5 protein-coding genes are annotated in these 2,750 nt (G+C 43.8%); 4 read left to right on the top strand and 1 reads right to left on the bottom strand.

Annotation, left to right across the window (positions count from 1 at the left end; all coding sequences use genetic code 11):
• The first annotated feature begins 253 nt into the window (after positions 1–253).
• The 4 genes from J07HQW2_RS02320 to J07HQW2_RS17250 all read left to right on the top strand — a co-directional run bounded on the left by J07HQW2_RS02320 (position 254) and on the right by J07HQW2_RS17250 (position 1,178).
• On the top strand, positions 254–484 hold the full coding sequence (locus J07HQW2_RS02320; protein ID WP_048075100.1) for a hypothetical protein: 231 nt from the start codon (positions 254–256) through the stop codon (positions 482–484).
• A gap of 84 nt (positions 485–568) precedes the next feature.
• Positions 569–883, top strand: coding sequence for a hypothetical protein (locus J07HQW2_RS02325; RefSeq protein ID WP_021053647.1), 315 nt, complete (start codon positions 569–571; stop codon positions 881–883).
• Entirely contained in the window at positions 850–1,008 is a 159-nt protein-coding gene (locus J07HQW2_RS19810; RefSeq protein WP_394324624.1) for a hypothetical protein, read from the top strand. Before J07HQW2_RS02325 ends, J07HQW2_RS19810 begins: the two co-directional genes overlap by 34 nt.
• Entirely contained in the window at positions 945–1,178 is a 234-nt protein-coding gene (locus J07HQW2_RS17250) for a restriction endonuclease (protein ID WP_303704295.1), read from the top strand. Before J07HQW2_RS19810 ends, J07HQW2_RS17250 begins: the two co-directional genes overlap by 64 nt.
• 445 nt (positions 1,179–1,623) lie before the next feature.
• Here the strand turns inward: J07HQW2_RS17250 and J07HQW2_RS02330 are convergent, their stop codons facing one another.
• A complete protein-coding gene (locus J07HQW2_RS02330; RefSeq protein WP_021053649.1) occupies positions 1,624–2,658 on the bottom strand; it encodes an acetamidase/formamidase family protein in 1,035 nt (344 codons plus the stop codon).
• Between the last annotated feature and the right edge of the window lie 92 nt (positions 2,659–2,750).

The following is a 2,750-nucleotide window of genomic DNA, read 5'->3' on the forward strand; positions in this document are numbered from 1 at the left end:
GGCTGTGCTCGATGCATATCCTCTTCTCGTTAAGAAAGATGATCATAAGGGTCTCTCATAGCTAGAAGATCGTCTCGAAAATATACACTCCGATGCCGAGACGGATTTATCTGGGAAAATTGCAGAGGATTTAGTGTCACAATTCATCAAGATTGAACGATAGGAACGCGAGCGTTCCCGACGTATTGATCTCCAATCGCAGACCAGTGTCCTCCGCAATCAGTGGACGCCAACCGCCGGTGAACGGTTAGGCTTGGACGTTGCAGTGCTCGAAGAACTCGCTGGTTCCGACAGTACTGAAGCATCGTTCTCACAGTTCGAATCAGGACTTAAGATAGCTGAAAACATTGTCTCTTTTGCAGTGGAGATTGGAACGATACAAGAAGAATATCAAACACACATATTCAGCCGACTTCCTGAAGCATTCAGTCAGTGTTTATCCGCAGATAATATCGACGAAGCACATATTGAGAGATTAAATTAGATACTCAGCGTTGTCAAGTCTACTCTCGATGCAAACCAACAATATCCGTCTTATTCATTTGACAGAGTAGTCAAACACATCTGTGTGAAATTGGAAGATAATGGACTAAATCAAGAAATATGTCAAGTGCACAATTTTGTCGAGAACGCGACTGATGATGTTGATTTTCTTGATCAGGTTGATATAGCATACCCAAGTATCGAACGCAAACAGTGGCAGAACGACGTTCATGTGGGGTTAGAGAACTTCTCGCTGGAACTTATTCGACCGGTATCATCCCTCGTTGATCGCATCGGGAACAACCGTTGGAAGCACCACCATCTCTATCAGTTCTTCTGGCAAGAGCTAAAAAAGTCGTTGCTTCGGTGTTTGCATCAGGTGGGTACAAGACTCGTGTGACACCAGCAACAAGCGATGAGGGAGTTGATATCTGGGCTCAAAATCAAGATGACCGTGTGCCATTCGGCTTAAACAGTTTGGCGCGGGTAACTGGGTCGGGCGTCCAACACTACAGAAACTCGTGAGCCACATTGCAAAAGATGAGGCTACCCAAGTCGTCGTAACTGGTAGTACATCCGTAGAGACCGCCCGAGAGTACTCAGATAACTTTGGGCAACAAATGCGACTCGTCGACGGTGCTGAACTCATCCAGAGGCTAACAGAGTTCGGACAGCCCCCGCCAGTTTCTGAGTAGCGAGATATCATACGTGATGTATTCCCTGAGGAACACAAACGAGCTAACTCTGGTTTGACTCCATATCGTAATAATGTGAAAGGTATATACTTAGACGACAGCACGACTGTACTAATCTTGAATTAATAAAAAACAATCAGTTGAATGGTTTATTCTATGAGATACGAGCAAACCAGAGCTGATTTGTTAGGCGTGTGTCAGTAGCAGGAGACTGGAAGATGATGGCTTACCAGGGATTGATGAGTCTAGTCGTACCACACGAGAGTGTTCGAGTATAAATATGAGCGCAGTTCTGACTGATAATTACTTCAGATACGGGAGTATTAACTTGAAATATTCCAGAGGTTTGTTTATCAAGCATGTATTCGTGTCATATCAGATACACACCAAAAAACGCAAGATAATTTTTTACTTCAATGGTGAAACCCTGATATACTGTACAAGATTAAATTACGTTCTTATTTAACATGCAGTGCATCCCCTTTGTTCCATTCACAAGCTGTGTCACGTGAATATCACCGGCAATACTGAGTAGAGAATACGCACCAGACCGGCTAAAATCGCGCTTGCCACAGAGTAGATTGATCATCTCAATTCCAGCGTTTTGTGCGGCGACCTCTAAATCCTCGCCAAATCCATGAGTGATCCAATGAGTCGAAGTCTCCAGAACTGGACTCTCGAAGTCTAAATCAGTATGAACAAAAAACTGTACTAAGCCGTTTATACTTGCCTCGATAGCCGTTCCGGAAGCCTCGCCATCAGCTTGGGTAATATGAGAGTCTCCGGCAACAAATAATCCACCTTCTACTTGTACAGGATAGTACATTGAACTGCCAATATTAAAATGACGGTTATCTACATTGCCCCCATAAACTCCTGGCGGGACCGTATCAACTTTTCCACTCTTTGCTGGGGCAACTCCGGCTGTGCCAAAGTGGTATTTTATAGGTATATTGACATTGTCAAGAATAGGGGCTCGGTCAAACGCATCGGGGTCGATCCGTGGTCCAATCTCGTCATATGTTCCAGGATATTCGTACTGAAAGACGGGATTTACACTGCCTGTTTTATCATCAACTTCATACACTGTAATATATTCCTGCTGATCAAACTCGTCATGTAATAACCCCCAGTTTGCACTCAAATTGACACCATACGGTATCCGAGGTTCAAGATCTAGTATACGACACTCTATTACATCACCAGGACTCGCCTCGTCTATATATACCGGTCCGGTCATTATGTGGACGCCAGGACCACGTTCCTCAGGAGTAATCGATTCATATATGTTCTCGATAGTTGGGTCCATCAGATAGTCAGGGGCATCACCAGCTTGATGAGTGACTGTCTCGATACTCACTATGTCCCCAGATTCAATCCGACAAACAGGTTCTGTTGAGTTATCAAAAAACCCCCAATTCACAGTCTCAGGTGCCGCATCGATTTTGTGTATGGTAGGCTCAGTCTTTAATTCGTCCATGTTATTCACTCCCCGATAGATTTTCTATGTAAATTTTTATTAATATGATCATACCTGAATGCGATGATTGTAGACATATGTTGTATGTATAA

This window comes from Haloquadratum walsbyi J07HQW2 (genome assembly GCF_000415985.1).
Lineage (GTDB): Archaea > Halobacteriota > Halobacteria > Halobacteriales > Haloferacaceae > Haloquadratum > Haloquadratum walsbyi_B.